Consider the following 26,412-nt stretch of genomic DNA (forward strand, 5'->3'; position numbering starts at 1 on the left):
GCACCCGCGCGGGCAGCCGCCGACCGCGCCGAGGGCCGCTCCGATGAGCGACGGGCCCGCCGAGCCGAGCACCCTGCCACCCACCGGCCCGACGCCACCGGGGCCGGTGCTGCCCGCTGGCTCGGCACCCGCTGGCGCGGCACCTGATCGGCGGGTGCCGCCCGGCACGCCCACGCCGTGGCCGGCGCCACCGGGCGGCGGCGAGGGCGAACCTCGGCAGCGACTGCACCCGCTCAGCCCGGTGCTGCACGGCGCCAAGTCCCTGGTCGTGGTGATCGCCGGGCTGTCCTGGTCAACGCTGTCCCGGGTGGGCTTCGGCTGGTTCGCCGCCATGGTGGCGGTGCTGGCGCTCGGCGCGACCGTGCTGTCGGTGGTCAGTTGGTACAACACCGGCTACCACGTCGTCGGCCGGGAACTACGGGTGTACGAGGGGCTGCTCTGGCGGCGTACCCGGGCCATCCCGTTGGAACGGTTGCAGGCCGTGGAGGTGGTCCGGCCGCTGCTCGCCCAGTTCACCGGCCTGGCCGAGCTGCGCCTGGAAGTGGTCGGCGGAGGCAAGACCGAGGCGCCACTGGCGTACCTCGGGGTGGCCGACGCGGCAGTGCTGCGCGAGCGTCTGCTGGCGTTGGCCGGGCGGGTGGCGCAGCAGCCCGCGCCCGGCGACGCGGTGGCCCCGGGTGCGACGGCGCCACCGGCGGCCGTGCCGGGCCGGCCACTGCACGCGGTACGCAACCAGAACCTGCTGATCAGCCAACTGCTCACCCCGCAGGCGTTCCTGCTCCCGTTCGGTGTGGCCTTCGTCGTGGTGCAGTTCCTCACCGCCGGTTCGTGGTCGTTCGTCGCGGTGGCGAGCACCCTGACCGCGATGGCGGGTGTGCTGCTGCAACCGATCCGCCGGGTCCTCGACGACTGGAACTTCCGGCTGGCCCGCGTCGGCAGCACGCTGCGGGTGCACAACGGCCTGCTGGAGACGCGGGCGCAGACCGTGCCGCTGGAGCGGGTGCAGACCGTGCGGGCCACCTGGCCGTTGCTGTGGCGGATGAAGGGCTGGCTACGGCTGCGGCTGGAGGTGGCCGGCTACTCCGTCGCGGAGGCCGACGACCGCAACCGGCCCGACCGGCTCCTGCCGGTCGGCGACCTGCCGACGGCGACGATGATCGTCGCCGAGGTGCTTCCCGGGGTACGCCTCGACACGCTCGCGCTGAGCCCGCCGCCGCGCCGGACCCGTTGGCTGCACCCGCTGGGCCGTGCCGCGTTCGGCGCGGGGCTGTTCGAGCGGGTGTTCGCCACCCGGTCCGGGCGGCTCACCCGGCAGTTGGTGATCGTGCCGTACGCCCGGATCCAGAGCGTGCGAGTGGTCCAGGGGCCTGTCCAGCGCCGTCTCGGGTTGGCCACCGTCCACGCGGACACGGCGGGCGGCTCCGGCGCCACCGCCCAGGACCGCGACCTGGCAGAGGCCTGGGCCCTGGCAGCCGACCTGACCGCAAGAGCACACCAAGCCCGCACCCAATCCTGACCCCGCCCCGGCCCCCTGGGCCTGGTGTCAGTGGTCGGCGGGGACTGCGGGGTGGGTGGTGGTGTCTGGTTCCCGTGGCGTTGGGGGCTCGGGTTGGCCGGGCGGGGGGTCGGTGGGCTGCTCCGCGGGCCGTGCCGCCTTGGCGCTCGGGTGGCGGGCCCGCCATGCCGCCCAGCCGCGCTCCGCCAGACCGACCACCAGGAAGGTCAGGCCCACGTAGGCCCAGCCGACCAGCACGTCGATCACGTAGTGCTCACCCGAGTAGACCAGGGTGAAGGTCATCGCCAGCGGGTACGCGAGCAGCAGCGGCCACCAGCGACGACGGGTGGCGGTCAGGAAGAACAGCACCACGAACAACGCCCACGCGGTGTGCAGCGACGGCATCGCGGCGACCGGGTTGGAGGCGATCTGACCGGCGTTGAGAACGTTTCCGGCGCCGTGCATGCCGAACGCCTTCCAACCCCGGGTCGAGATGCGGGCGACCTCGGTGAGCAGGCCGTTCTGCGCCGCCCACCAGGGCGGGGCGGCCGGGTAGACGAAGTAGGTGACCAGGCCGGCTGCACAGAGGAAACCCCAGCGCCTCATGTACGCGGCCCAGCGGTGCCGGTCACGCAGCCAGAGCACCGCGGCGGCGGCCAGCGCCACCACGAAGTGGGAGAAGTACACCCAGCTCGCGGCGACATCCCACCAGTGCACCTGCGGGTGGTAGAGGTGCTGCTGCAACCAGACGGTGGGCACCTCACCGCCGGTGGCCCAGCCGAACATGAACCGGTCGGCGACGATCAGCTCCATCGCGTGCGGCGTGGCCCCGTTGTCGGCGAACCCGCGCGAAAGGTTGTAGAGCACGAACAGCAGCACCACGGGCACCCAGTCCCGGGCGAAGCGCAGGTGGCTGCGCCACGGCCGCTCGCTGTTCCAGGCGATGGTCGCGAGCCAGATCCAGACGAAGGCGTACGCCGGGTCGGTGGGCAGCCCGATGGCCAGCCACGCGGCGACGAAGGCGACCGCCCAGACGGTCATGGCGACGACGCGCCGACGACCCCCGTCCGGGGACGCGGGCGGGTCGGTCCGGGCGGGGGGCTGGGGGTCAGTCACGACGGCCATCGGGGTCAAGGTTAACGACGGGGACGGCATCGACCGACGGGGACCACCCGTCGACCGTCGGGGATGGCCGCGCCCGGATCGTCGGGCGCGTGCTCGACGCGTCCGGCGAGCACCTAGGCTGACGACCATGCAGGAGCAGCCCGAGCCCGCCTTCGCACCGGGTCTGACCGCCCAGGTCGAGTTGACCGTCACCGACGCGGACACCGCCCAGGCGGTCGGTTCCGGGGACGTACCGGTGCTCGGCACTCCCCGGGTGCTGGCGCTGGCCGAGGCGGCCACCGTCGCGGCGACGGCGATCGGGATGCCGCCCGGTTCGACGACAGTGGGCACCCGGGTCGAGTTGGAGCACCTGGCGCCGACCGTGGTCGGCCGGACGGTCCGCGCGCAGGCGCTGCTGGCGACCGTCGACGGTCGCCGGCTGTCGTTCGAGGTCACGGTCAGCGACGGCGACCAGACGGTGGCCCGGGGCCGGGTGGACCGGATCCTGGTCGACCGGGGGCGCTTCGTCGAACGCGCCGGGCGGGCGTCGTGAACGCCGGTTTCGTCGAGGTCGCCGACCGGGTGCACGTGCTGGCCGAGCCGCTGCTGCGGGTCAACGTCACACTGATCGTCGGCGACGACGAGGCGCTACTGGTGGACACGCTCTCGTCGGCCGCCCAGGCCACCGAGCTGGCCACTGCCGTCCGGGCGGTCACCGACCGTCCGTTGACGCTGGTCAACACCCACCACCACTACGACCACTGCTTCGGCAACGCCGTCCTGGGCGGCGACCCGCCCCGCCCGGTGTACGCGCACGAACTGGCCGCCACCGCCCTCCGCGAGGAGTCGGAGCGGCTGCGCCGGGAGGCGTACGAGGAGTTGCGCACGGAGCACCCGGCGCTCGCCGCCGAGCTGGCCGACACCCCGCTGCTCGCCCCCACGCACACCGTGCACCTCGAGACGGCCCTCGACCTGGGCGGTCGACGGGTGCTGCTGCGCCACCCGGGGCGGGGGCACACCGAGGCCGACCTGGTGGTGCACGTGCCGGACGCCGACGTGCTGGTGGCCGGGGACCTGGTGGAGCAGAGCGGCCCGCCCGCCTTCGAGGACTCGTACCCCTTGCAGTGGCCGGACGCGGTCGCGGACCTGCTGCGACTGACCACCGCGCGCACGGTGGTGATCCCGGGCCACGGCGACCCGGTGGACGTCGACTTCGTCCGGGCCCAGCACGCGGAGCTGGCGAAGCTGGCCTGGCTGATCCGGGCCGCGCACACCGGCAGCGCCCCGCCGGAGCGGGTGGCCGCCGAGGCCCCCTTCGGGGCCCGCCCAGCCCTGGTCGCCGCCCACCGCGGCTACCTGGAACTGACCGGCACGGCCTGACCCACCCAACGTAGCTGCCGCGATCTTGCACTTTGTGCAGGGCCAAAGGCGAGCAAAGCGGACCAAACGTCGACCGAAGATGCAAGATCGGCGCGGGGGTGGGGTGAGGGCGGCGGGGGGGGTTAGGTGTTGAAGCGGTTTTGGACGGCGGCGCGGGTGGGCATGGCGGTCGCGCCGCCCGGGAATTCGCAGACCAGGCCGGCAACCCGCAGCGCGAAGGCGACCCGGTCGGTCCAGCCCGACGGGTCCTCCGGCTCACCGTCGACGAGCAGATCGGCGATCAGCGCGGCCATCACGGAGTCGCCCGCGCCGGTGGCGTCGATCGCGTTGACCTTGGGGGCCGGCACCCGGACCGGGTCGGCGTCGGCGGCGGCCAGCACCGCGCCGGCCGCGCCGAGCGTCACCACCACAGTGGCCGCCCCCAATTCACGCAGGTACGCCGCCACCCCCTCGACCGGCTCACCGGGATAGAGCAGCACCGCGTCGGCGGCGCTCAGCTTGACCAGGTGCGCGCCGGCGGCGAACTCGGCCACCACCTCGCGCAGCCCTTCCAGCGCGGCCGGCCCGTTCAGCAGCCGGGGACGTACGTTCGGGTCGAAGACCCGCAGGCCGGTGGCGAGCCCCCAGGCCCGGCGGGCGGCGGCCAGCGTGTCGGGGCGGAGCAGCACGATCGAGCCGCAGTAGAGCACGTCGGCGCCCTCCAGCAGCGCCCGGTCCAGATCGTCGGGGCCGAGCAGCCCGTAAGAGGCCGGCTCGCCGTAGAAACGGAAGTCCGGCTCCGGCCCGGCGTACGTGACCACCGCGAGTGTGGTCGGCGCCGGGACCGTGATCGCACCGGCAACCCCGACGTCGGCAGCGGTGAGAAAGGCCCTGATCCGGCCGCCCAGCGCGTCGTCACCGAGTGAGCCGACGAACTGTGCCGCACCGCCGAGTCGGGCCACCCCGACGGCGACGTTCAGTGGCCCGCCGCCGATGGCCTGCCGATAGACCCGTTCCCCGTCGAGTTCGCTGTCGAGCAGGTCGACGAGCGCTTCACCGAGCACCACCGCGTATCCCATGCCGATCCTCTCGTCGTCGCCACCGGCCGCCGATCGCCGAGCCGATCTCCGTGGCACCAGGCTGGCACAGCGCACGGCCCGATGGGCGCCGAAGGCCACGCACCGACGGGCGCGCTACCCCGGCTGGTGGATCGGCCCGTCGAGCACCGCGAGGGGGCGACCGGTGCCGCCCCACCGGGCCGCGACGATCTGCGCGGCCACACTCACGGCGGTCTCCTCGGGGGTACGACCACCGAGGTCCAACCCGATCGGGGAGGCGAGCCGGGCGAGCTGCGCCGGGCTGAGCCCCGCCTCGCTCAGCAGCTTGTGTCGCTCGTCGTGGGTGCGTCGCGAGCCCATCGCGCCGACGTACGCCAGCGGGTGGCGCAGCGCCAGCTCCAGCAACGGCACGTCGAACCTGGGGTCGTGGGTGAGCACGCACAGCACCGTCCGCTCGTCGAGCCGATCAGCCGCCAACTCGGTACGCAGGTAGCGGTGCGGCCACTGCACCACCACCTCGTCCGCCTCGGGAAAGCGCCGCGCGGTGGCGAAGACCGGCCGGGCGTCGCAGACGGTGACCCGGTAGCCGAGGAACGCGCCGATCCGGGCCACCGCGGCGGCGAAGTCGATCGCCCCGAAGACGATCATCCGGGGCGGTGTGGCGTACGCGGTCACGAAGAGGCTGATGCCGCCGCCTCGGCGCTGCCCGTGGTACCCGTACCGGAGCATGCCGCTGCGCCCGGCGGCGAGCAGCCCGAGGGCGTCGGCGCTGGCGGCGTCGTCGAGCCGGTCGTCGCCGAGCGAGCCGACGGACCGCTGGCCGGTCAGCACCAGCCGCCGGCCGAGCCGCCGGGCCGGGTCGGTCGGTCCGGTGCTGGGAGAACTGCCGGCGTCGGTGGGTGGCTCGTCGTTGACGTCGGCGGCCACGCAGGTGACGATCGCCGCCGGGTGGCCGCTGCGGCGGGCGGCGGCGACCGCGTCCAGCGCCGGCAGGGCGCTCGCGTCGACGCGTTCCACGAACACGTCGAGGATGCCGCCGCAGGTCAGGCCCACGGTGTACGCGTCGTCGTCGCTGATCCCGTAGCGGCACAGCTCGGGTTGGCCGGTGTCGAGCACACGGCGGGCCCGTTCGTAGAGATCGGCCTCGACGCAGCCGCCGGAGACGCTGCCGATGACCGTGCCGTCGGTGGTGACCACCATGGCGGCACCGGGTGGCTGCGGGGCGGAGTGCCAGGTGGCCACCACGGTGGCCAGCGCGACCGGCTCGCCGTCGCCGCACCGGCGGTGCACCTCGTCGAACACGTCCGGCACCGGCTGCCGCCTCTCCGTTCCCGCTCCCCGTACGCAGGATATGGCGTCCAGCCGCGACCGGCGGGTCTTCTCATGCATCGAGGAAGGCCTATTGCGCTCGGCCGCTGCGGCGTGGTGGGATGACGCGTACCGGGCGGTGCGAGGGCTGCGGCACCGCCGGTTGCCGGGTTGGTTAGACGCGAGGGCACCGGTCCAGGACAGGACCGTCGACGGCGCACGTCCACTGGCTGTTTCCGCCGGGGCACGTCGCCGTGATCGTCGCACCGCTCACGACAGCGGGGCGATCACGCCACATCCCACCCGATTGCGGCGGGGCGGCTCAGCCAGCGCCCCTCGCGAGTCAGGAGAACCCGTGAACCGTTCCCGTATGGCCGCGTTGCTCACCGCGGCCATGACCCTCGCGCTCGGCGCTGTCGCCCTGGCATCCACTCCACAGCCGGCCGCCGCGCACGGCGCGGCGATGACGCCCGGCAGCCGCACCTACCTGTGCTGGCAGGACGGCCTCAGTACGACCGGTGAGATCAGGCCGACCAACCCCGCGTGCTCCGCCGCCGTGGCCCAGAGCGGGACGAACTCCCTCTACAACTGGTTCAGCGTGCTGCGCTCCGACGCTGGCGGCCGGACCACCGGCTTCATCCCGGACGGGCAACTGTGCAGCGGCGGGGCCACGGGTTTCCGCGGCTACGACCTGCCCCGCACCGACTGGCCGCTGACCCACCTGACCGCCGGGGCACGGTTGGACTTCAAGTACAGCAACTGGGCGCACCACCCGGGCACGTTCTACTTCTACGTGACGAAGAACAGCTGGAGCCCGACCCGGGCCCTGGCCTGGAGTGACCTGGAGGAGCCGTTCCTGACGGTGACCAACCCGCCGCAGCGCGGCTCGGTCGGCAGCAACGACGGGCACTACTACTTCAGCGGCAACCTGCCCTCGGGCAAGAGCGGCCAGCACATCATCTACTCGCGCTGGGTCCGCTCGGACTCACAGGAGAACTTCTTCGGCTGCTCCGACGTGGTCTTCGACGGTGGCAACGGCCAGGTGACCGGCATCCGGGGTGGCACGACGTCGCCGACCCCCACGCCGACCACGCCGACGCCGGGTCCGACCGACCCGCCGCCGACCACCACCCCGCCGCCGCCGGCCGGTGGCGCCTGCACGGCCAGCTACAAGGTGACGGGTTCCTGGCAGGGTGGCTTCCAGGGCGATGTCACGATCACGAACAACGGCAGTTCGGCGTTGTCCGGCTGGACCGCAAGCTGGACCTGGCCCAACGGGCAGGCGATCAGCCAGATCTGGGGCGCGACACAGACGTCGTCCGGCTCGTCGGTGACGGCGACGAACGTGGCCTACAACGGCACTATCGCGCCGTCGGGGACCGCGACGTTCGGCTTCCTGGCCAGCTCCACAGGAACCAACAGTTCCCCCACGGTGAGTTGCGCCGGCCGCTGAGGCCCGACCCCGGCTAGATGATCAAGAGGTTTGCGTCACCTGGAGCACTCGGGTGACGCAAACCTCTTGATCAATGTTGGAGACGTTGGGCCGGGTCAGCGGACCATGGAACCGACCACCGGCTTCGTGAGCAGGGCGGACTGGTTGCGCTGGATGCCCGGGTCGAGGGTCTTGGCCACGAAGATCGCGTGCCAGATGCAGAAGATCAGCACCGTCCACACCTTGCGGGAATGGTCGGCCTCCTCCCGCTTGTGCTCGTCGAGCAGGCGCAGCGCGTACGACAGGTCGAGCAGGTCACCCGCACCCGAGGTGCTGAGCACGTGCCGGGCCCACTCGTACATCTCGCCACGCAGCCAGACCCGGGTGGGGGTCGGGAAGCCGAGCTTCTTGCGGTTGACGATGGCCGGCGGCACGACACCCTGCAACGCCTGCCGCATCGCGTACTTCGTGGCGTCGGAGCGCGGCGGCAGCTTCAGATCGACCGGAATCTTCGCCGCGACGTCGAAGACCTCCCGGTCGAGGAACGGCACCCGCACCTCCAGCGAGTGCGACATCGAGATCCGGTCGGCCTTGACCAGAATGTCGCCGCGCAGCCAGGTGTAGAGGTCGACGTACTGCATCTTGGTGACGTCGTCCAGTTCGGTGCACTCGGCGTAGATCGGGGCGGTGACGTCCGTGTAGCGCACCGAGGGGTCGTAGCGGCGCATCAGGTGCTGCTTCTCCTCCTCGGTGAACATCCGGGCGTTGCCGTAGTAACGCTCCTCGATCGGGGTGGTGCCACGCTCCAGGAAGCTCTTGCCCTTGACCCCCTGCGGGATCGCCTTGGAGACCGCGCGCAGTCCCTTCTGCACACCACCGGGCAGACCGTTGACGGTGCCCAGCGACAGCGGCTCCCGGTAGATCGTGTACCCGCCGAAGAACTCGTCCGCGCCCTCACCGGAGAGCACCACAGTGACGTGCTCGGCGGCCTTCTTTGCCACGAAGTAGAGCGGCACCAGCGCCGGGTCGGCCACCGGGTCGTCCAGGTGCCAGACGATCTTCGGCAGCGCGTCGATCATGTCCTGCGGACCGATCTTGGTGGGGATCGTGGTGACGTCCAGGTGCCGGGCCGAATCCTGGGCGACGTCGATCTCCGAGTAACCCGGCACGTCGTAGCCGACGGTGAAGGTGAGGATGTTCGGGTTGAACTCCCGCGCCAGCGCCACCACCGCGGTCGAGTCGATGCCACTGGACAGGAACGAGCCGACCGGCACGTCGGAGCGCATGTGCATGCGCACGCTCTCCCGCAGCGTCTCGCGGATCTCGTGGTAGAGCTTCTGCTCGTCGTCGACCGGCGCCGGCCGGAACACCGGCCGGTACCACCGGCGTACGTCGATCCGGCCGCCCGGGGTCCAGTTCAGGTACTCCCCGGAGCCGATCCGGCTGATGCCCTTGTGCAGGGTGCCGGGCTCGGGAACGTACTGCAGGGTCAGGTAGTGGCTCAGATTCGCCGTGTCGACGCCCGCGTCGCCCTGGTAGTTGCTGTGCGCGAACGGCAGCAGCGCCTTCTTCTCCGAGGCCAGGTAGAGGCCGTCGGCGGTCTCCAGGTAGTGCATCGGCTTGATGCCGAAGTAGTCGCGGGCACCGAACGCCCGGCGCTCCTGCCGGTCCCAGATGACGAAGGCGAACATGCCCCGAAGTCGGGTGAGCACCTGCTCACCCCAGAAGTGGTAGCCCGCGACGATCACCTCGCCGTCACCGGCGGTGGCGAACTGGGCACCGAAGTTTCTGATCAACTCCTCGCGCAGCTCGATGTAGTTGTAGATCTCGCCGTTGAAGGTCAGCAGGTAACGGCCGTTCGCGTAGGGCAGTGGCTCGTGGCTCGACGCGACGTCGATGATGGCCAGCCGCTTGTGGGCGAACACGCCGTCCGCGTACCGGCCGGAGGCGTCGCCGACCACCTCGACCCCGGTCTCGTCGGGGCCGCGGTGGTGCAGGCATTCCAACGCTCCGGCGATGTGGTCGCGATGGGCGGCGGCGTTGCCGTTCGCGCTGAAGAAGGCCAGAAGTCCGCACATGGTGGCCATCTTTCCACGCGCGCTGTCGGCCCTTGCAGCCGTCCGTCGATCCGCCCGACTCCCAGGGGGCGTCACCGCCAACCGGACGCGCGGTACCGTCGGGACCAGCAACGAAGCGGAGGGAGCGGCGCAATGACCGAGGGACAGACCGACGGTACGCCGACGGACGGTACGGAATCGCACGATCCGGACTTCCCGGAGGCGTTCCTGTCCTTCATGCGGCAGGGCTGGAGCGACACCGCGCTCCCCGTGACGCCCCGCCCGGAGACGCCCAACTACGCCAAGCGGCGGGCGGCCCTCTCGGCGGCCTTCCCCGGCGAGACGCTGGTGATCCCCACCGGCACCGAGAAGGTCCGGGCCAACGACACCGACTACCCGTTCCGGCCGGGCAGCGACTTCGCCTACCTGACCGGCGACCACGACGCCGACAGCGTGCTGGTGCTGCGCCCGAACGGCTCGGGGCACGACGCGATGCTGTACATGCGGCCCCGGTCCTCCCGCGAGACCGACGAGTTCTTCCGCAGCCGCAACGGCGAGCTGTGGGTGGGCCGGCGGCACACCCTCGGCGAGAAGTCGACCGAGCTGGGCCTGCCCACCGCCGACCTGACCGGCCTGGAGGCGACGCTCGCCGACCTGGCTCCGGGGCGTACCCGGGTGTTGCGCGGTTTCGACGCCCAGGTGGACGCGGCCGTCCGCCCCTACGACGGGCCTCGCACCGAGGGCCAGCCGGCCCGGGACCGTGAGCTGGCCATCGCCATCTCGGAGATGAAGCTGGTCAAGGACGAGTGGGAGATCGGCCAACTCCAGGAGGCGATCGACGCCACCGTACGCGGCTTCGAGGACGTCGCCCGGATCCTGCCGGCCGACCGGGCGGTCTCCGAGCGACTGCTGGAGGGCGTCTTCGCGCTGCGGGCCCGCCACGACGGCAACGACGTCGGATACAGCTCGATCGTCGGCGCCGGCGAGCACGCCACGATCCTGCACTGGGTGCACAACCACGGCGCCACCCGACCGGGTGACCTGCTGCTGATGGACATGGGTGTCGAGGGCCGCAACCTCTACACCGCCGACGTCACCCGGGTCCTGCCGGTGAGCGGCCGGTTCACCGCGCTACAGCGCCAGGTCTACGACATCGTGTACGCCTCGCAGCAGGCCGGCATCGAGGCTATCCGCCCCGGGGTGAAGTTCAAGGACGTCCACCTGACCTGCATGCGGGTGCTCGCCGAGGGCCTGTCCGAGCTGGGTCTGCTGCCGGTGAGCGTGGACGAGGCGATGGACGAGAAGTCGACCGTCTACCGGCGGTGGACGCTGCACGGCTTCGGCCACATGCTCGGCATCGACGTGCACGACTGCTCCAACGCCCGCAAGGAGACCTACCGCGACGGCGCGCTGGGCGAGGGCTACGTGCTCACCGTCGAGCCCGGTCTGTACTTCCAGCCGGAGGACGAGCTGGTCCCCGCCGAGCTGCGCGGTGTGGGCATTCGCATTGAGGACGACGTGCTGGTCACCGCCACCGGCGCGGTCAACCTGTCGGCCGGGCTGCCCCGCACCTCCGACGAGGTGGAGACCTGGCTGGCCGAGCAGCGCGAAGCCGGCCCCCGCCTGCCCAGCTGAGCTGGCTGCCTGCCGGGGCTGCCGGATCAAGCCCCGCCCCTGGCCCGCCCGCCCCTTTTGAGGGCTGGCGGGCCAGGGGCTCGGTCGTGATCCACTCGGCTTCCTTGAAGTCGCGCTATCCCGGCCGCTCGGACACCGCGTATTCAAGAAAGCCGAGTGGATCACGCCCCGGCGGCGTTCAAGGTGCGGTATCCGCACGCCGTTGGGCGTGCGAGGTGTCCAGGGTGCGGTATCCGCACGCCGCGACGGCGGCATCCGCGACAGCGGGACCCCACCACAGAATGACCTCGCCGCAGCTTGACCTCGCCGCGGGTGACCTCGCCGCGGGCTGACCTCGCCGCAGCTTGACCTCGCCGCGGGTGACCTCGCCGCAGGCTGACCTCGCCCCAGGCTGACCTCGCCGCGGTTGACCTCGCCGCGGTTGACCTCGCCGCGGTTGACCTCGCCGCGGTTGACCTCGCCGCGGTTGACCTCGCTGCGGTTGACCTCGCTGCGGGTGGGCTCGCCCCAGGCTGACCTCGCTGCGGGTGACCTCGCCGCAACGTTGAAAGCGTCCGGCTCAGCCCTCATCGACCCGCGCCCAACAGCGCTTTACGCCCGACCCAACGCCCTCCCGGCCCACGCCGCGCCCGATCCAACAGCGCTGACCAACCCGAGGCCGCGGGCAGGTGATCCACTCGGCTTCCTTGAAGTCGCGCTATCCCGGCCGCTCGGACACCGCGTATTCAAGAAAGCCGAGTGGATCACCCCCGCAGGCCCAGCAACGTTCGGTGTTCGTGCTGCTCGGGTCCTTTCTACCGGCCCGGACCGGTTGGCCGCCCTCACCCGACCTGCGCCAAATGCGTGGTTGTCTCGGATAAGTCCGCATCGCGAAGATGGTTCTCATACGGTGAGGATCAGAGGCTACAACCCATTTGTAGCTGGTCGTGGCGCCTCGGGCGGTGCGATCCCGTCTGGTAGCAGGAAAGGGCGGAAGGCTCTGATGTCCAACGACGTAACGAGTACCGACGGCGGGGCCTCGACGGCTCCGCCAACACGGCGAAGGCGGGCGCTCTGGGTCGCCGGCGTGGCCGGGCTGACCGGCGTGGTCGGCCTGGCGGCCCTCGGCGGCATCGCCGCTCGGAACGACAAGCCAAAGTCCGACCAGGTGTCCGACGCGCAGCCGTCGACCAACCGGCAGAACGTCAGCGACGACGGCGGCGCGGCCAAGGGCGGCGCCACGGACGACGGCGGTCAGGACGACGACTGGAGCGGCGACGACTGGAGCGGCTTCGACGACCGGTCCGGCAAGGACGGCAAGCACGACGAGAAGGACCGCACCAAGCAGGTCCCGTGCGACTCCGACAAGCTGATCCAGGCGATCACGTTCGCCAACAACGAAGACGGCGGCGTGCTGGAGTTGGCCAAGGGCTGCACCTACACCCTGACTCGCAACCAGGACGGCAACGGCCTGCCGGTGATCACCGAGCACATCACCCTCAAGGGTGAGCACACCACCATCGGTCGCGAGGCCACGGCCGACTACTTCCGTATCCTCAACGTCGGCGCTGGCGGACACCTCACCCTCAAGGGCCTGAGCATCAAGGGTGGCCAGACCCTTCGGTCCCCGGCAACCGCCGACCCGGCGACGGTCTGGGCGCCGTACTCGACCCAGGGCCGCTCGACCGTGGCCGAGCCACCGGCCGTGGCGGCGCCCGCCACGAAGCCGGCGACCGCGGCCGGCGCCGGGCCAGCGGCAGCAGCGGCAGCGAAGCCGTCAGCAACCGCCGCTAAGCCGGCCACGAAGGCCGCCGCCAAGGCAGCGCCCGCCAAGGCCACAGCGAAGGCGGCGGCCCCCAAGGCCACCGCCAAGCCGGCCGCGAAAGCAGCGCCAGCCAAGACCGCAGCGGCAGCGGCGAAGGCCGCCCCGACTGCCACCAAGGCCGCCACGGCCAAGCCGGTAGCCGCGGTGGCGAAGCCGGTGGGTGCCGGTACGACGGTCGTGCCGCTGGTCGAGCAGCCTGGGTTCACCGACGGCGCCGGGGTGCTGGTGCAGCCCGGTGGTCGCGCGGAGATCCTGGACAGCGAGTTGCTCTACAACCAGTCCGGCAGCAACGGCGGCGGGCTGGCCAACTTCGGCAGCACCAGGCTCAGCAAGACGACGGTTGCGCACAACACCGCCTTCCTCTTCGGTGGCGGCATCTTCAACGCCGGGGTACTCCAGGTCGACGAGTCGAAGATCAAGGACAACACCGGGATCATCGGCGGCGGCGGCATCTCCAACGGTGCGGCGCGGATCTTCACCGATGACGTCGACGGCGGCTCGGTCTGGGTCTACAAGAGCGAGATCACCGACAACGAGACGCTCGGCTTCGGCGGCGGCGTCCTCGATGTCCGGGGCACCACGACGTTGCACCAGACGACCGTCAGTGACAACACCGCGCTCCTCGCCGGTGGCGGCGTCGCGGTGGCCGACAGCCAGCTCACCCTCAAGGACGCCACGGTGGCCAAGAACAGCACCGCCGGTGTGGGTGGCGGCCTGGCGGTGACCTTCGACAGCGTCGCGACGATCGAGAACAGCAGGATCAAGGACAACACAGCAGGGTTCTTCGGTGCCGGCCTCTTCAACGAGGACAGTGTCACCACGCTGCGCGAGAGCGAGGTGTCGGGCAACCGGGCCGTCGGCCCGTTCGGCAGCGGCGGCGGCATCTACAACACCGACGGCGGCGAGGTCAGCCTCTACCGGACGAAGGTGACGCACAACTTCGCCACCCTGCCGCCCGGCGGTATCTCCAACGGCCTCGGCAGCTTCGTGAGGCTTGACGACGAGTCCGCGGTGTCCGCCAACCGCCCCACCAACTGCCTGAACGTTCCCGGGTGCTTCTGACCGGAACGGGTGGCTGATCCACATAGAGGGTGCGCCCCTCCGAGCCGTGACCGGTTCGGAGGGGCGTACCCATTTGGGCAGGTCAGGCGCGTGCAGGCCGGCTTGGGCGGCGGTGTGTCGGTCCGGGCCCCACTGGGGGCAACATGAACCGAATGTGGGCTTCTTTCGGATAAGCCCGCGAGGCGAGGAACCTTCTCATACGGTGGTTTTGGGAGCTACAACCGATTTGTAGCAGGGGACGCCCGTCTGACGGCGGCGACCCTGTCTGGTACGAGGAGAGGGCAGAGAGCTCCGATGTCCAACTACCTAACGAACAACGAAGCCTCCGGGCGGGCGGCGGGCAAGCGCCGCCGCAAGCTCTGGCTCGCCAGTGGCGTGGCCGGTTTGACGGGCGTGATCAGTCTCGCGGCGGTGGGCGTCGCGGGCAGCGCCGGTGCGGGTGGCCTCAACTGGAACACCGCGCAGGTCAGCAAGGACGGCGACCAGCGGGGTGACGAGGCGCGCGACTGGAACAAGGACGAGGACCGGAACAAGGACCGGGACAAGGACAAGGACAAGGACCACGAGCGCGGGAAGGAGGTGCCCTGCGACACCGACAAGCTGATTCAGGCGATCGTGTTCGCCAACAACAAGCACGGCGGTGTGCTGGAACTGGCCAAGGGCTGCACCTACAACCTGACCCGCAACGACTACCAGGGCAACGGCCTGCCGGTCATCACCGAGCGCATCACCCTGAAGGGTGAGCACACGACGATCGCCCGGGAAGCCACGGCGGACTACTTCCGCATCCTCAACGTCGGCGCCGGTGGCCACCTCACGATCAAGGGCCTGACCATCAAGGGTGGGCAGACCCTCGAGTTGTACAACTCCGTCGAGCCGGCGGCCGTCTGGGCGTCCTACTCGGACTCCGAGGCGATCGCGGCGCAGGTGAAGGCGGGCGTTCCGCTGGACCAGGCGCTCACCGCCCGACAGGCCAACCCGAAGGCGGGCCTGAAGGCGGCACCCAAGGCCACGGCCAAGGCCGCGCCGGCCGCTCAGGGGGGCGTCGTCACGCCGCTCGTCGAGTACCCGGATTCCACCGACGGTGCCGGGATTCTGGTTCAGCCGGGTGGCACCGCCGAGATCCTGGAGTCCGAGGTCGTCCTGAACCAGTCGGGCGGCAACGGTGGTGGTGTGGCCAACTTCGGCACCACGAAGATCTGGCACAGCACCGTCACCCGTAACACCGCCTTCTTCTTCGGCGGCGGTGTCTTCAACGCCGGCCTGCTCAAGGTCGAGGAGTCGAAGATCAAGGACAACACCGCCATCATCGGTGGTGGCGGTATCTCCAACGGTGCCGCAAGGATCTTCGCCGACGACGTCGACGGCGGGACGGTCGAGCTCAAGAAGGCCGAGCTCACCGACAACGAGACGTTGGGCTTCGGTGGTGGATACCTCGACATCGAGGGCAACACCACGGCGTACGAGACCAAGTTCGTCTCGAACACCGCGGTTCTCGCTGGCGGCGGTATCGCCGCGGCGAACAGCCAGCTGAACCTGCACAACGTGTCGGTGGAGCGGAACAGCACCGCCGGTGTCGGTGGCGGTGTCGCCATCGCCTTCGGCAGCGCGGTCACGTTCGAGAAGAGCAGCATCAAGGACAACACCGCCGGCTTCTTCGGCGGCGGGCTCTTCAACGCCTTGAGCGTCACCACGCTGCGCGACAGCGAGGTCGTCGGCAACCGGGCCATCGGCCCGATCGGGGTCGGCGGCGGCATCTTCAACATCTTCGGCGAGGTCAACCTGTCGAAGACGAAGGTCGCCCACAACTTCTCCACCTTCGCTCCGGGCGGTGTCTTCAGCTTCTTCGGGGACGTGAACGTGGACGACAAGTCCGCCATCACCGCGAACCGTCCGACCAACTGCCTGGCAATCCCGGGCGGCACCATCGAGAACTGCTTCGCCTGATCACCCTCGGGTGACCACAGCGCAGCGCCAGCATCACCGGCCGGCCCCCTTCCGCGAGACGCGGAAGGGGGCCGGTTCACGTCACTTCTGGACGAAGACCGCCACGCTGCGCGCCGGCACGGTGAACGTGCCGGCCGCCCGGTCGAACGAGGCGGTACGCAGCGCCGGGTCGGCCGAGTCGACCAGCACCGGGTGCAGTGCCACGTCCGATCCGCGCAGTCCGGTCAGCGTCTGGTCGGCCGCCGACGGGGTGCTGTTGAAGACGACGGTCAGCGACTTCCACGGCCCGCCCAGCCCACGGGCGTCCAAGGTCATGGTCAGCACACCCGGTGTCTCCTGCGCACCGGACAGCGGGAACGCCACCCTCCGCTGCACCTGCTCGGCGGTGGCCAGCCCGAACACCGGCGACGATGCCCGGATGCGCAGCAACTCGGCGTACCGGGCGTCGGTCGTGTTGATCGCCGCGCAGTCCGGCACCAGCGCCGGGTCGGCCAGCAGCGGCTTCGCGTACGACCACTTGTCCTCGTTGTCGGGCGCGGGCGGCAGACCGGCACCGAACCCGTTGCCCCGTTCACAGCCCCAGCGGATCTGGTTGAACCAGTCACCGGAGTTGTACGAGTTGCGGTCCAGCGACTTCGACCGCAGCCGTTCGGTGCCGGTGGTGACGAACCCGGTGCCCTGTCCCAGCACCACAGTGCCCAGCGCCAGCACCTGCATCCGGGAGCGGTCCGCCGCCGTCGTGACCTGCGGCAGTTTGTACGCCAACGCGTCGTACAGGATCTCGTTGTCGTGTGCGTCGGCGTAGGTGACGGCCTCCCCCGGCGCGGCGGTGTAGCCGGCCGGGGAGCCGTTGTAGTCCACCTGCGCCCCGGTGACCTCACTCCCGGCGGTGTCGGTGAACCGGTAGCTGCGCAGGTTGCCGGTGAGCCCCACCTTGATCAGGTCGTGGGCGTGCAGCAGCCGGGCCTTCTGCTCGGCCGGTGACCCGTTGACCGCGTCGCCGTTCGGGTCGGTGTAGAGCCCCGAGGCGAAACCCTGCACACGGGGGTTGGCGTCGAACGGCCCGCCGCCGCGCACCGCGTCGCGCAGCCGGTCGTTGAAGGTGCCGATGCCGGTGCCGGCCATGTTGGCCTGGGTGGCCTGGACGAAACGGGCGTCGTTGGCGACCTCGCCGAAGTTCCAGCCCTCGCCGTAGAGCATGATCGCCTTGCCGTCCACGCCGTCGGGGGCGACGGTGAGCCGGTCCAGCGCCGCCCGGACGGCCAGGACGTTCGCCTTCGGGTGGTGACCCATCAGGTCGAAGCGGAAGCCGTCCACCTTGTACTGCCGGGCCCAGGTGACCAGCGAGTCGACCACCAGTTTGCCCATCATGGCGTGCTCGGGAGCGGTGTTGGCGCAGCAGGTGGAGTTGGCCACCGTGCCGTCCTCCAGCAGCCGGTGGTAGTAGCCGGGCACGATCTGGTCGAGCACCGACTTCGCGTCGGTACCGGCCGCCGACGTGTGGTTGTAGACCACGTCCATGACCACCCGCAGCCCGGCCTCGTTCACCCCGGCGACCATCCGCCGGAACTCGGTGGTCCGCGCCGCGCCGACCGGGTCGACGGCGTAGCCGCCCTCGGGCACGGTGTAGTGCAGCGGGTCGTACCCCCAGTTGTAGCCGTCGGTTTCGGCGACCGCCGCCACGCACTTCTGCTGCTCGGCCGAGTCCGGCGGCAGCGCTGCCAGGTCGCAGGTCGGCTGGCGCTGGTCGGCCCGCTTCTCCGGGATCGTCGCGAAGTCGAACGCCGGCAGCAGGTGCAGGTGGGTGACCCCGGCGTCGCCGAGCGCCCGCAGGTGGGTCATGCCGGCGGTTCCCGGGTCGGTGAACGCGAGGAAGGTCCCCCGCCGCTCGGCCGGCACGGTGTCGTCGGCGATGGAGAAGTCCCGCACGGACAGCTCGGTGATCTGCGCCTTCGCGGCCGGCACCGGTGCCGGTTTGCGCAGCGTACGCCAGCCAGTCGGGGCCAGCGCCGGGTCTTTCAGGTCGACGAGCTGGCTGTGTGTGGAGTCGGCGGCGAGGGCCACCGAGTACGGGTCGGTCACCGACGCGGTGACCATCCGCTGTGCCGCCGGCTGCCACGCCCGCACCTCGTACCGGTAGAACTTGCCGGTCCAGGTGTGGTCGCCGCGTACCGACCAGACGCCGGTGCGGTCGTCGCGGCGCATCGGCACGGTCCTCGGCGCGGCGGTGGGCGAGTCGAACAGGTGCAGGCGCACGCTGTGGGCGGTCGGTGCCCAGAGCGCGAGGCTCGGCGTCCGCCCCGCGAACGTGGGCCCGAGGGTGGCGTCGGTCGCCCGGGAGTACACGTCGTCGAGCACGCCGGGGATCTGCACGCCGGTCGCGGCGAGCAGCTTCCCCTCGGCGTCGCGTTCGGTCACCAGCAGCTGCCCCCGCAGCGCCGCCGGGACCTTGGCCAGGTCCGCCCGGTCCAGGGCGAACCTACGGTACGACCACAGGTGCGGGAACCTGTCGCGTTGGGCCTCGGTGAGCCCGTTGCGCTGCGCCCGCAGCGGCAACGTGGTGTACGTGCCGGTCAGCTCGCCGTCGACGAGGCTGACCCCGCCGGTGGGCGCGGTGACCAGCGCGTACGTCCTGCCGTCGGTCGGCGGGGTCTGCCACGCCACTGTGGACCGGTCGATCCAGTGCGCCTTCTGCTTGCTGATGTCGGTGTCGCCGCTGGCGGTGGTGGCCGTCGACGGCAGCAGGCGGCCCGGCGTGGCGGCGAGCAGCCACACCTCCCGGCCTGCGCTGGCGAAGTCGAGCCGCTGGTCGTCGGGCAGGTCCTTGGTGTCGCCCTGGTGGATGATGTAGTTCAGGCCGGTGGCACCGGCCGTCAGCGGCACCCGGAACACCGCCCCGAACGCGTCGACGGAGGTCGGCCGCAGCGGGGCGGACCACTCGGTCGGGTTGGCCGCGCCGTCCCACAGGTGCAGGCCCCAGCCGTCGTAGTTGCCGTCGGCCCGCCGGTAGTGGAGCACGGCGGTGCCCTCCTCGACCGGCGGGTCCGGTTCACCGGCGGCCGCCTGCCGGCTCGGGTAGATCGCCGGGTCGCCCTGCTTGAGCCAGATCTCGCCGGTCCGGGTGACGTCGATGCTGCGGTCCTGGGCGACGTCCTTGGTGCCGCCTGCGTCGACCACCAGGAAGTTCACCGACGTCGCGCCCGGCTTGAGTTTCACCCAGGCGAACCGGCCGTAGGAGTCCTCCCCGGCGAACGGCTGCCCCTTCGGCCACTCGGTGACGTACGCCGGGTCGACGTCCCCCCAGGCGTACAGCCCCCAGTCGTCGTACCCCCCGGCCGGGCGCTGGTAGTGCACCACCGCCCACTCCCGGGAGCTGCCCTGCGCCGGGGTCCCCACGACGGCGGTGGACCGGGCGGTGGCGGTACGGCCACGGCCGTCGCGGACCACCGCCTTGTACTCGACCCGGGTGCCGCCGGCCAGGCCGGTCAGGTCGTGCTGCACGGTGTACGGGGCGTGGTCGGCGCTGCCCAGCAGCGTCCACCGGCCGCCGGCCACCCGGGCCGCGACGGTGACGGTGGCCAGTGGGTCGCCGGTCACCCGGGCGGTGACCGCCGCCCGGGTGGCGACCGACGCGTCCGGAACCGGGCTGGTGATGGTGATGGTCGGCTTGTCGGCCGCCGGTGCGATGGGGTTGCCGGCCCGGTACACCGCCGCCGACAGCGGCGGCACGGTGAGGGTCAACTCGCCGTCACCGCCGGCCTGTTCGTCGCCCGAGCCGCCGTAGATGCCGGTGAAGGTGGCGCCGGCCGACCAGGTGTCCACGGTGACAGTCTGCGCGGTGTCGGCGTTGTTCACGGCCACCACGTACTCGGTGCGGTCGGCCGGGGCGATCCGGGAGGCGGCGAAGACGCCGGGCCCGTCGGCCGCGTACCGGGTGACCTGCAGACCGTCGCGCAACGCTGGGTGGGCCTGGCGCAGCCGGCCCAGGTCGGCGATGGTCCGATACAGCGGGTGGGTCGGGTCGAACTGGTCGCTGGCGTGGGTGCGGTCGGTGCCGAGCAGGTCGTCGTCGAGGTAGTCGGGAACCTTCGACGCGAACATGTCCTGGCGGGCGTCCTTGTCCCCGCCCGGGCCGGTGAAGCCCTGTTCGTCGCCGGAGTAGACCACCGGCTGGCCCCGGGTCAGGAACATCAACTGGTGCGCGAGCTGGTCACGACGCAGGTGGCTGGTCGGGTCGCTGCCACCACCGGCGATGAACGATCCGATCCGGCCCATGTCGTGGTTGCCGAGGAAGGTGGTCAACCGGCCGGCGTCGGTGTCCCTGGCCGCGTAGAGGTCGTCGCGGGCGTACACGTCGGCGAGCGCCTTCGCGGAGCCGGCGCCGGCGGTGAAGCCCCGCGCGGCCTCCTGGAAGGCGAAGTCGAGGGTGGCCGGCAGGCCACCCTGGCGGACGTAGCTGGAGCTGATCTCCGGGTCGGCGCTGTACACCTCGCCGAACATGAAGAAGTCCTTCTTGCCGGCCTTTTCCGCGGCCCGCTCGATGCCCTGGCTGAACTGCGGCCAGAAATCCATGTTGACGTGCTTCACGGTGTCCAGTCGGAAGCCGTCGACGCCGGTCGCGCCGATCCAGTCCCCGTACGCTTTGGTCAGGCCCCGGACCACCTCGGGACGCTCGGTCCACAGGTCGTCGAGGCCGAAGAAGTCGCCGTACTCGCTGTTCTCGCCGGCGAAGGTGGAGTCACCCCGGTTGTGGTACATGGTGGCGTCGTTCAGCCAGGCGGGGACCTTGACGCTCGCGTCCTTCGGTTCGGCGAACGTCGGCGTGTACGGGAAGGACTCCTTGTCGACCGGCGGGAACGCACGGGAGCCGTCGGCGTAGTTGCGGTCCTCGAACGCCCGGCCCTGCGCGTCGGTGTACGGCGAGGTCGCCTTGTCCACGTACGCGTACTTGTCCTCGGCGTACTTGATCACGTCGGCGGTGTGGTTGACGATCACGTCTAGGTAGATCTTGAGGCCGCGCTGGTGGGCGAGCTTGACCAGCCGCTTCATCTCTTCCATCGTGCCAAAGTGCGGGTCCACCTGGGTGAAGTCGGTGATCCAGTAGCCGTGGTAGCCGGCCGAGATGTCGTTGCCGGCACCCTGCACCGGCCGGTTCTTGAAGATCGGGGCGAGCCAGATGGCCGTGGTGCCCATCCCCTGGATGTAGTCCAACTTGTCGATGACGCCCTTGAGGTCGCCGCCGTGGTAGAAGCCCTTGTCGGTCGGGTCGAGGCCGGTCCGCAGCCGGTCGCCGTCGAGGCCGCCCCGGTCGTTGCGGGGGTCTCCGTTGGCGAACCGGTCCGGCAGGACGAAGTAGAACTGCTCGGCTCGGGCGGAGTTGCCGCCGGCCTTCAGCAGCGCCTCGGCGGTGGGTTCGTCACGCCACTGGGTCGCGCCGCCGATCGCGAGCGGGGCGCCGTCGGACGGCCGGGGGCCCGCGGCGGCGGGGTGCACGGCGACCGGAGCGCCGACGAGCGTGACGGTGAGCAGGGAGGCAAGGGCCAGCAGGGCAGTGCGCGGTATCGGCGGGGGTTTCATCGACGCCTTCCTCTGGTCGCTGATTGGCCGCACGCTAACCCTTGCCGAAACATTCTGCAATACCTTGCAAACATGGTCGCAACAAAGCAGCATCCTTGCGGAAGCGCCGCTCAGAGACCGTTGCAGCGGACCCCGTCCACCGTGCACTCCCTCGGCGTGCTGGGCGCCCGCTCCATGTGGAACCGCAAGGACACCGAACCGCCGGGCGACACCTCCACCCCACTGACGTACGTGAAGCCGTCATCGGACCGGCGGACCGTCCCCTGTGGGACGCCCTCCACCCAGGCGGTCACCAGCCGTCCACCGGAGAACTCCAACCGCACCGTCCAACCACGGCTCCGGACGGACGTGTTGACCATCGCCACCTCGCCGATGAAACCCCCGTCGAAGCTCTGCACCACCCGGTACCGCCCGGTCATCGCCGGCTGCACCGGCGCGGCCCGGCTCGGCGACCGCGTCGCCGTCGGCTTCCCGATCGGACCGACCGTCGGGTCGGCCGATGGTGACCCGGCCGTGGCACTCGGCGGCAGCCCGCTCGCACGGCCGGATATCCCCGGCAGCACCGGCACCGGAGACGGCACCGAGGTGGGCACGCTCGGCGCCACCACCGCGGATGGCACCGGCAGCGCCGGCGGTTGCGCGCCGTCCGGCGCAGGGCTACGTCCCCGGTACGCGCCGAGGGCCACGATGAGCAGGACCACCATCACGACGACACCGGAACCGACCACGATCCAGGGCGACGTGGCGATCGCCACCGGACCGTGTGGCGGGCGCGGAACACGGCGCATGCCGGACATGTACCTCCTTCAGCGGACCGTCCGCGCAGCGTAGCGATCGGCGGCCCGGCCCGGAAAGCCTTGCCGGTGCACCGGTGCGGCTTTGCACCGGCCTTGCGGCGCGGTGGTCTTGCGGCGCGGTGGTCTTGCGGCGCGGTGGTCTTGCGGCGCGGCGCTGGCTCAGCCGATCCGGCAGTCGGCCCCGTTGATCGTGCACTTGACCGGTCGCTGCGCCGAGTCACCCCAGCCGACACGCAGCCGCAGCGTCCGAGAGCCACCCGCATCCATCGAACTGGTGCCGCGCAACACGAACTCCCCGTGCCCGCGCCCCCGCACCGAGATGCCCGAGTCATCACTCACTCGCAGAGTCCAGGTGTCGTCGTCGAACACCAACTCCACCTGCCAGTCCACCGACCGACTCGACTCGTTGGCGATAGCCAGCACCGCCGCGTCCCCGTCCCAGCCGTTCGTACCGACCTGGTACCGGGCGCTGACCGTGTCGTCCTCCGACGGCGCCAACAGGACGCTCGTCCGCCCCGGAGTCGGCGAGCCGGTGACGGTGGCCCGCGGTGACGGCGTCCGACTACTGCGCGACGGTCGCGGCGACACCGAGCGCCGCTCCACAGCGGCCGGAGTCGGCCCACCGGTGGCCGACGCGGCGGCCGGCACGGTCGGCAGGAACGCCGGAGGCGCGGCCTGCGGCGGCGCGTCCCGCTCCCTGGTCCGGAACGACAACAGCGCGATCACCAGGAGCACCACCAGCGCGCACACACCGAGCAGCACCACGATCCACGGCACCGACGCCAACACCCGCGCCGCCCGCGAAGCTGCCGCACCGTCCGGCCGCACCGCCATCAGGTCTCCCCTCGTCCCCACCGACGCGACAGCGTAGCCAGCGCCGCACGAACCGGGAACCGGGCGGGTACGGATCGGGCCGACCGGCCCCCGTCGGTCAGCCCGTCCGGACGACCGTGCAGATCAGTGGGCCGTCATCCGAGATACGCAGCAGGTACCGGTACCGCTCCCCCTGCACCGCCTGCCCCCGACTGTCCAGGAACTCCCACTCCACCGCCACCATCGTCAACAGCGCGGACACCGGCTGCACGTCCTCGATCCGGGCGTGGGCCGCAACCAACTCCCGGTCCTGGTAGTCGGGTGCGGCGCCCACGAAGGACAGCGCCACCGCCGCAGCGGACGTGAACGAGAAGCTGTAGGTGTCGGCCACCACCAGCCCCGGCAGCGCGTAGCAGCCGGCGATGGCCGGCAGGTCGCCGGAGGTCAACGCCACGCCGTACCGGTCGAAGAAGTCGGCCAGCGTGTCAAGATCCGTGGAGGCGTTCACGGTCACAGCAATTGCCGGTCACCGCCCAGGTCAAACCTCAGCGCGGCGGTACGTGAACCTCGATCTCGGAACCCAACCGGGCGTCGGCGGCCAGACCCAGGTCGTCCCCACTCCAGAACCGTCCCGGGTCGTACCAGTTCGGACGCCGGCCCGCCGGCAGCAACCCCATTGCCTCATAGGTCACGGCCACCACCTCGGCGCAGTACGCCGTCTCCAGCGCCCGGTCCCGCTCCCCCGCCGACCGGGCCGAGCTGGAGGGGTTGGCGCGGTCGCCCGGGTTGGCGCGGTCGGTCGGGGTTGGTCGAGGTGTTGGCTGACCGAGGCGTGACAGCGCCGACAGCCGACCGAGGTGCGGCAGCGCGGGAAGCCGGCCGGGGCGCGGCAGCGCCGGCACCCGACCCCGCACCCAGCGCCACGCCAACTGGGCGGTTGACGGGAACGGCGTGCCGTCCAACCGTGCGATCGTCCGCAGCACCGCCCGCTCCATCTCCCCGCCGGCCGGCGGGTCGAGCTGCCGCAACCAGGCCCGTTGGCCGTACCGGTTGGCCCAGACGCAGACGGCGTCCCGCAGGTCGTGCAGCTGGACGCCGCGCTGGTGGCTGCCCGACCACAGGTCCGGCAACGACCTGCCCAACTCCGCGTGCCACATCAGCGGCGGCATGTCGTCCAACACCACAGCCATCCCGACGTGGTTCACCGGGCTGTTGGTGGTGAACTGGATCGCCCGGTCCGGCACGCTGCGACCCCGGAACACCCACACGTCACCGGTGCGGGTCAACTCGACGGCCTCATCCAGGCTGATGCTCATGAGGGTCTAGCCTAGGCCGATGCGGCAACGAATGCGGTGGTGGAAGGTTCTCGGGCTGGCCGGGCTCGCCGGCGTAGCGGCCTCCGGTGTGGTCATCGCGCGGGCCGAACGGCGGCGGCGCGCGTACACCCCCGAGGAGATCCGGCAGCGGCTGCTGGAGCGGCACGCCCAGGCCGGCGACGCCGCGAAACCCGGCGACCCGACCTGACCCACCGTCCTCTGTAGATCATCGTCGGGGCAGCCGGGCAGGTTGATGATCGATACGATGAGGCCATGACGACGCCCGTCGCACAACGGCCCTTCGTCCTGTCCACCCCGGCCGCGCCGGTCGAACGACACGGCAACGTCGACCTGCACCTGCCCACCGACGCCGGCCCCGCGCCCGCCGTCGTGGTGGTGCACGGCGCTCCGCTGCCACCCGACGCCCCCGACCCGCGCGACTGGTTGCTCTACCGCGGCTAGGACGCGCTGCTCGCCGCGAGCGGCGTGGTCACCGCGCTGGTCAGCTACCAGGTGTCCGACCTGTCGGCGCTGCCCGCCGCAGCCGACGACATCGCCGCGATGGTCGAGCAGGTCCGCGCCGATCCGCGGGTCGACCCCGAGCGGGTGGTGCTGTGGTTCTTCTCCGGCGGCGGCCTCTTCGCGGCCGACTGGCTGCGCGTCCCGCCGCCCTGGCTACGCGGGATCGCACTGACGTACCCGCTGCTCATCCCGTTCCCCGGCTGGGAGGTCGACGCTCGGTTCCTGCCGGTCGAGGCACTCAGCTCCGGCACAGGCGTGCCACTGGTGCTGACCCGCGCCGGCCAGGACATCCACCGGTTTTGGCTGGCATCGACCGCGTTCCTGCCCGCGGCAACCGCTCAGGGCTGGCCGATGCGGGTGATCGAGGTGCCGAACGGGCAGCACTCCTGCGACATCCTCAACCACGGTCCGCAGTCCGAGGCAGCCGTCCTGGCCGCCCGCGACGCGGTCCTGGAGCTGCTCGACGCAGGCTGACCACTCCGCCGCTACCCAGCACCACGGCGTCGTCGATGTTCTCGACCACCACGTAGCCGGCCGAAACCCCTCCGCGCGCGGATGCGCACCTCAGGCCGAGCCGATCCGGCGCGGTTCTGCCCGCCGCGAACCGGTCCGGGGCGGACCGGTCCGGGGCGGACCGGTCCGGGCGGACGAACGGCGCAAGACCGGCATGATCCACTCGGCTTTCATGAAGTCGGGGCGTCCCCGGCACCGGGACACCGCGACTTTCAGGAACCCGAGTGGATCACGCCGCTGCGGCCGATGTGTCGGGTTCGCCAGGCCCACAGGGTGGGTGGTTTGTCGGGTTTGGTGTTGGCTGTCGGGTGGTCGGGGCCACCCCGGCGGCGGAATCGGCGGCCAGGCCAGGTCGTTATATCTGGCAGACCCACCGCAACAGCCCGGTCATCGGCGCGCCGGCCCCGCCGGGAACACACGCCAGGCCCGCGCACGGTTACACCCTCCGCACGGCCGAGCACGACAACGGCCGGGCAGGGCAGCCGCCGGGAACACCCGCCAGGCCGCCCCGGTTACATCCCCCGCACGGCCGAGCACCACAACGGCCGACCCCCGCACGGCCGAGCACCACAACCGGCCGATGGGTAGGCGGAATGATCCGCCACCGGCACCC

The 26,412-nt window shown here is 71.2% G+C and carries 19 protein-coding genes; 10 read left to right on the plus strand and 9 right to left on the minus strand.

Annotated features, from left to right (window positions below):
• Positions 1–43: 43 nt before the first annotated feature.
• Entirely contained in the window at positions 44–1,516 is a 1,473-nt protein-coding gene (locus ACFYP0_RS25980; protein ID WP_386997902.1) for a PH domain-containing protein, read from the plus strand.
• A gap of 27 nt (positions 1,517–1,543) precedes the next feature.
• On the opposite strand, the gene ACFYP0_RS25985 is transcribed toward ACFYP0_RS25980, so the two are convergent.
• Complete coding sequence (locus ACFYP0_RS25985) at positions 1,544–2,620, minus strand: phosphatase PAP2 family protein (protein WP_356978969.1); 1,077 nt, start codon at positions 2,618–2,620, stop codon at positions 1,544–1,546.
• Between the two features lie 127 nt (positions 2,621–2,747).
• On the opposite strand from ACFYP0_RS25985, the gene ACFYP0_RS25990 reads away from it, so the two are divergent.
• Both ACFYP0_RS25990 and ACFYP0_RS25995 read left to right on the plus strand, forming a co-directional pair.
• On the plus strand, positions 2,748–3,152 hold the full coding sequence (locus tag ACFYP0_RS25990; protein WP_196924354.1) for a thioesterase family protein: 405 nt from the start codon (positions 2,748–2,750) through the stop codon (positions 3,150–3,152).
• A complete protein-coding gene (locus tag ACFYP0_RS25995; RefSeq protein ID WP_356978966.1) occupies positions 3,149–3,979 on the plus strand; it encodes an MBL fold metallo-hydrolase in 831 nt (276 codons plus the stop codon). The genes ACFYP0_RS25990 and ACFYP0_RS25995 overlap by 4 nt, the downstream gene beginning before the upstream one ends.
• Before the next feature lie 122 nt (positions 3,980–4,101).
• Here ACFYP0_RS25995 and ACFYP0_RS26000 read toward each other — a convergent pair whose 3' ends face one another.
• Both ACFYP0_RS26000 and ACFYP0_RS26005 read right to left on the minus strand, forming a co-directional pair.
• Positions 4,102–5,037, minus strand: coding sequence for a carbohydrate kinase family protein (locus tag ACFYP0_RS26000; protein WP_356978964.1), 936 nt, complete (start codon positions 5,035–5,037; stop codon positions 4,102–4,104).
• Positions 5,038–5,151: 114 nt separating this feature from the next.
• The gene (locus tag ACFYP0_RS26005) at positions 5,152–6,405 is read right to left on the minus strand and encodes an XdhC family protein (RefSeq protein ID WP_386997906.1); all 1,254 of its coding nucleotides are present in this window, start codon (positions 6,403–6,405) and stop codon (positions 5,152–5,154) included.
• 289 nt (positions 6,406–6,694) lie between these two features.
• On the opposite strand from ACFYP0_RS26005, the gene ACFYP0_RS26010 reads away from it, so the two are divergent.
• Positions 6,695–7,777: a lytic polysaccharide monooxygenase auxiliary activity family 9 protein gene (locus ACFYP0_RS26010; protein ID WP_356979070.1), complete on the plus strand. Its 1,083-nt coding sequence runs from the start codon at positions 6,695–6,697 to the stop codon at positions 7,775–7,777.
• Positions 7,778–7,872: 95 nt separating this feature from the next.
• Here ACFYP0_RS26010 and asnB read toward each other — a convergent pair whose 3' ends face one another.
• Complete coding sequence (asnB, locus tag ACFYP0_RS26015) at positions 7,873–9,834, minus strand: asparagine synthase (glutamine-hydrolyzing) (protein WP_091405235.1); 1,962 nt, start codon at positions 9,832–9,834, stop codon at positions 7,873–7,875.
• A 132-nt stretch (positions 9,835–9,966) separates the two neighbouring features.
• Here asnB and ACFYP0_RS26020 point away from each other — a divergent pair, with 132 nt between their 5' ends.
• The 3 genes from ACFYP0_RS26020 (at position 9,967) to ACFYP0_RS26030 (ending at position 16,261) form a co-directional block, all read left to right on the plus strand.
• Positions 9,967–11,448: an aminopeptidase P family protein gene (locus ACFYP0_RS26020; protein WP_355494789.1), complete on the plus strand. Its 1,482-nt coding sequence runs from the start codon at positions 9,967–9,969 to the stop codon at positions 11,446–11,448.
• Between the two features lie 982 nt (positions 11,449–12,430).
• Positions 12,431–14,314 (plus strand): hypothetical protein, encoded by a 1,884-nt coding sequence (locus tag ACFYP0_RS26025; protein ID WP_356978959.1) that lies wholly within the window; start codon positions 12,431–12,433, stop codon positions 14,312–14,314.
• 294 nt (positions 14,315–14,608) lie between these two features.
• Positions 14,609–16,261, plus strand: coding sequence for a hypothetical protein (locus ACFYP0_RS26030; RefSeq protein ID WP_356978957.1), 1,653 nt, complete (start codon positions 14,609–14,611; stop codon positions 16,259–16,261).
• Between the two features lie 81 nt (positions 16,262–16,342).
• On the opposite strand, the gene pulA is transcribed toward ACFYP0_RS26030, so the two are convergent.
• The 5 genes from pulA to ACFYP0_RS26055 all read right to left on the minus strand — a co-directional run bounded on the left by pulA (position 16,343) and on the right by ACFYP0_RS26055 (position 24,764).
• Positions 16,343–21,838: a pullulanase-type alpha-1,6-glucosidase gene (gene pulA / locus ACFYP0_RS26035; RefSeq protein WP_356978955.1), complete on the minus strand. Its 5,496-nt coding sequence runs from the start codon at positions 21,836–21,838 to the stop codon at positions 16,343–16,345.
• Between the two features lie 110 nt (positions 21,839–21,948).
• The gene (locus tag ACFYP0_RS26040) at positions 21,949–22,635 is read right to left on the minus strand and encodes a cellulose binding domain-containing protein (protein ID WP_356978953.1); all 687 of its coding nucleotides are present in this window, start codon (positions 22,633–22,635) and stop codon (positions 21,949–21,951) included.
• 159 nt (positions 22,636–22,794) lie between these two features.
• Positions 22,795–23,469 carry a hypothetical protein gene (locus ACFYP0_RS26045; protein ID WP_356978951.1) on the minus strand — a complete coding sequence of 225 codons (675 nt, stop codon included), beginning with the start codon at positions 23,467–23,469 and terminating at the stop codon, positions 22,795–22,797.
• 97 nt (positions 23,470–23,566) lie between these two features.
• Complete coding sequence (locus tag ACFYP0_RS26050) at positions 23,567–23,956, minus strand: hypothetical protein (protein WP_356978949.1); 390 nt, start codon at positions 23,954–23,956, stop codon at positions 23,567–23,569.
• A gap of 37 nt (positions 23,957–23,993) precedes the next feature.
• Positions 23,994–24,764, minus strand: a complete 771-nt coding sequence (locus tag ACFYP0_RS26055) for a hypothetical protein (protein ID WP_356978947.1) — start codon at positions 24,762–24,764, stop codon at positions 23,994–23,996.
• A gap of 19 nt (positions 24,765–24,783) precedes the next feature.
• Here ACFYP0_RS26055 and ACFYP0_RS26060 point away from each other — a divergent pair, with 19 nt between their 5' ends.
• From ACFYP0_RS26060 to ACFYP0_RS26070, 3 genes are all read left to right on the plus strand, one after another.
• Positions 24,784–24,972 (plus strand): hypothetical protein, encoded by a 189-nt coding sequence (locus tag ACFYP0_RS26060; protein WP_124860456.1) that lies wholly within the window; start codon positions 24,784–24,786, stop codon positions 24,970–24,972.
• A 65-nt stretch (positions 24,973–25,037) separates the two neighbouring features.
• Positions 25,038–25,226 carry a hypothetical protein gene (locus ACFYP0_RS26065; protein ID WP_356978945.1) on the plus strand — a complete coding sequence of 63 codons (189 nt, stop codon included), beginning with the start codon at positions 25,038–25,040 and terminating at the stop codon, positions 25,224–25,226.
• Positions 25,227–25,250: 24 nt separating this feature from the next.
• The gene (locus ACFYP0_RS26070; protein ID WP_356978943.1) at positions 25,251–25,760 is read left to right on the plus strand and encodes an alpha/beta hydrolase; all 510 of its coding nucleotides are present in this window, start codon (positions 25,251–25,253) and stop codon (positions 25,758–25,760) included.
• Positions 25,761–26,412: the final 652 nt, after the last annotated feature.

The organism is Micromonospora arida (assembly GCF_042873195.1).
Taxonomy (GTDB): Bacteria; Actinomycetota; Actinomycetes; order Mycobacteriales; family Micromonosporaceae; genus Micromonospora; species Micromonospora arida.

What these genes read in the sequence shown, in the direction of transcription:
- ACFYP0_RS26020 (WP_355494789.1), top strand. Translation starts at nt 9,967, where the DNA reads ATGACCGAGGGACAGACCGACGGTACGCCGACGGACGGTACGGAATCG.
- ACFYP0_RS25990 (WP_196924354.1), top strand. Translation starts at nt 2,748, where the DNA reads ATGCAGGAGCAGCCCGAGCCCGCCTTCGCACCGGGTCTGACCGCCCAG.
- asnB (WP_091405235.1), bottom strand. Translation starts at nt 9,834, where the DNA reads ATGTGCGGACTTCTGGCCTTCTTCAGCGCGAACGGCAACGCCGCCGCC.
- ACFYP0_RS26000 (WP_356978964.1), bottom strand. Translation starts at nt 5,037, where the DNA reads ATGGGATACGCGGTGGTGCTCGGTGAAGCGCTCGTCGACCTGCTCGAC.
- ACFYP0_RS26010 (WP_356979070.1), top strand. Translation starts at nt 6,695, where the DNA reads ATGGCCGCGTTGCTCACCGCGGCCATGACCCTCGCGCTCGGCGCTGTC.
- ACFYP0_RS26005 (WP_386997906.1), bottom strand. Translation starts at nt 6,405, where the DNA reads ATGCATGAGAAGACCCGCCGGTCGCGGCTGGACGCCATATCCTGCGTA.
- ACFYP0_RS26025 (WP_356978959.1), top strand. Translation starts at nt 12,431, where the DNA reads ATGTCCAACGACGTAACGAGTACCGACGGCGGGGCCTCGACGGCTCCG.
- ACFYP0_RS26030 (WP_356978957.1), top strand. Translation starts at nt 14,609, where the DNA reads ATGTCCAACTACCTAACGAACAACGAAGCCTCCGGGCGGGCGGCGGGC.
- ACFYP0_RS25985 (WP_356978969.1), bottom strand. Translation starts at nt 2,620, where the DNA reads ATGGCCGTCGTGACTGACCCCCAGCCCCCCGCCCGGACCGACCCGCCC.
- ACFYP0_RS26055 (WP_356978947.1), bottom strand. Translation starts at nt 24,764, where the DNA reads ATGAGCATCAGCCTGGATGAGGCCGTCGAGTTGACCCGCACCGGTGAC.
- ACFYP0_RS26045 (WP_356978951.1), bottom strand. Translation starts at nt 23,469, where the DNA reads ATGGCGGTGCGGCCGGACGGTGCGGCAGCTTCGCGGGCGGCGCGGGTG.
- ACFYP0_RS26040 (WP_356978953.1), bottom strand. Translation starts at nt 22,635, where the DNA reads ATGTCCGGCATGCGCCGTGTTCCGCGCCCGCCACACGGTCCGGTGGCG.
- pulA (WP_356978955.1), bottom strand. Translation starts at nt 21,838, where the DNA reads ATGAAACCCCCGCCGATACCGCGCACTGCCCTGCTGGCCCTTGCCTCC.
- ACFYP0_RS26065 (WP_356978945.1), top strand. Translation starts at nt 25,038, where the DNA reads ATGACGACGCCCGTCGCACAACGGCCCTTCGTCCTGTCCACCCCGGCC.
- ACFYP0_RS25980 (WP_386997902.1), top strand. Translation starts at nt 44, where the DNA reads ATGAGCGACGGGCCCGCCGAGCCGAGCACCCTGCCACCCACCGGCCCG.
- ACFYP0_RS26060 (WP_124860456.1), top strand. Translation starts at nt 24,784, where the DNA reads ATGCGGCAACGAATGCGGTGGTGGAAGGTTCTCGGGCTGGCCGGGCTC.